This window comes from Moorena sp. SIO2C4 (genome assembly GCF_010672485.1).
GTDB classification, from domain to species: Bacteria; Cyanobacteriota; Cyanobacteriia; order Cyanobacteriales; family Coleofasciculaceae; genus Moorena; species Moorena producens.
The window spans coordinates 1-1,943 of sequence record NZ_JAAHGN010001265.1 but is presented as its reverse complement, the minus strand read 5'-3'; the positions used below and the strand labels follow the sequence as shown (position 1 = coordinate 1,943).

At 40.2% G+C, this 1,943-nt stretch carries 3 protein-coding genes; all 3 read right to left on the bottom strand.

Annotated elements, in window-relative coordinates; translation table 11 throughout:
• Positions 1-181, bottom strand: a 181-nt coding sequence (locus tag F6K20_RS36435) for a hypothetical protein (RefSeq protein ID WP_287298090.1), incomplete at its 3' end; no start/stop codon positions are given.
• A gap of 177 nt (positions 182-358) precedes the next feature.
• Positions 359-1,369 (bottom strand): hypothetical protein, encoded by a 1,011-nt coding sequence (locus F6K20_RS36430; protein WP_008187569.1) that lies wholly within the window; start codon positions 1,367-1,369, stop codon positions 359-361.
• Between the two features lie 14 nt (positions 1,370-1,383).
• A complete protein-coding gene (locus F6K20_RS36425) occupies positions 1,384-1,821 on the bottom strand; it encodes a cyclic nucleotide-binding domain-containing protein (RefSeq protein ID WP_287298089.1) in 438 nt (145 codons plus the stop codon).
• Positions 1,822-1,943 lie beyond the last annotated feature (122 nt).

The following is a 1,943-nucleotide window of genomic DNA, read 5'->3' as shown; positions in this document are numbered from 1 at the left end:
TAGGTAATGGGTAATGGGTAATTGGTAATGGGTAATGGGTAATGGGTAATGGGTGATGGGTAATAGGTAATGGGTAATAGGTAATAGGTAATAGGGGGAGCATGTCACTAATGCCTAATATTTGTACATTATCTATAGCCCCCTCATGGGTAATTGCTTGCTCTAATGGTACATAGTTCATCTGTTCGGCAACTAAGACCGGCTCCCTAACAGGATTTTTGTTGTTTTGTCAAGTAGTTCATTTGTTCGGGAAATTTGACCTGCTCCCATCATGTTTAATCGATTTTAGGAGTTTTTAGGTGATTCGGCAACACTATCATTGATTGCATTTTTGCTCTTGATTTTAAGCTGATATCACCTAATTTTTCAGATACTTATCGAGCTGGAAAAACTCAATCAATTCCTCAAAATTGGTGTCATTAGCGGTAGGAGTTGAGAATTCAATAGCTTTAATTATGGCTGGATTCAAATACTTAAAAACATCATGGGTTAAAACTGCAATTGCTTCGGCGGTAAACCCTTTAAGTTCACGAGCCAATCTAGCCATTCGTCCCTTAGCAAAATTGACTTGAAAGCGAGTCCTTTTCAGCAGCCGTTGTCTAAGATTTTCATAAATAGTTTGTTTATCGATAGCTTCGGAATCAGGAATATCTTGATTCAAAATTATGGGGATAATATCAGGATTTTCTTCTAGAAATAGCAGACTGCCTTCCTCGTTAAATGCTTCAATCCCTTCCATTCCCAAAGTGCCTAAATCAGCCAAAGCAATAATCCGAGCTACCAGAGATAGGTTTTTATCATAAGAGTAGAGGTCAGGTTGGTAAATTGTATTGTCTGAAGTATCATACCAACAAATGGTAGCGTTAATCGCTTCTGTAATGATTTGTAAATCTGAATCGGTAAACAAGGCCAGATGGTTAGGAGTTTGCTTACTTATCCATTCATTCTGATTTTTGATGTAATCCAAAAGCTTAGTAATTGTAGCGGCTTCGCTCACACCACTTTCTCGCCGTCTAGAGGTATAGGGTTGGATTTGAGGGAGAAACTCTTGCACCATATCGTGAGCAATGGCGCACAGATCGATTAACTGTTTGATTCTGCTCAGATAGTCTGGTGCTATATCATTGTCCAGACCGGCTTCCCAATCGGGTCTGATGGCTTGGAAAATCCGATCAGCTCTACGCTGAACTCCATTAACATGGTCACAAGTATGATAGTAAAGCTGTTTTCGCTCCGTTTCTTTTTCCATTTCCAACAGAGCAAAGGTTTTCACCCTAGTGACTGCTTCCACAAAGGAGCTAGGAAGCTGATCTGACTCATCAATTGAGGGGTGTGATAGATACTGATTATCCTGATTACGTTGATTCATGATAACTATCGGTTTTAAATACCAAAAATTGATTTAATACGTTTGCGAACTGCGGCGAAAGGAGTTTCGTCTTGCTCTGTGGAACTGACGGTTATTCCTAAGCGTTCCAATGTCTCTTGACGTTTGGATAATTCTTCAGAAATTCGGTCAGCTAATGCTTCGTGCTTAGCCAATAGACTTTGTAAATTGTCTCGATCCACCACAAACAGCATTGTCTCTTCTAGGGTACGAAGAGTAGCAGTACGGGGAGTACCCATCAGCAGAGACATCTCCCCGATAAACTCCCCAGACTTACGGGTAGCGACTCGTTTTCCAATGGATTCCACGAACACTTCCACTGTTCCAGATAGGATAATATAAAATGAGTCCCCTGGATCGTTTTCCCGACAGATGGTTTGGTCAGCTGGGAGAGTTTTCCGATAGCCCTCCTCAATGATATGTCGCAGTTCCATATCGCTACAGTTTTTAAAATCCCAATAGGGCTTCAATATTAGTTGCAGTATAGATATACAAGGGACAAGAATCACTTTTAACGAAAGAATTCAATAGGACAAATATTTTTAAAAAAAACCGG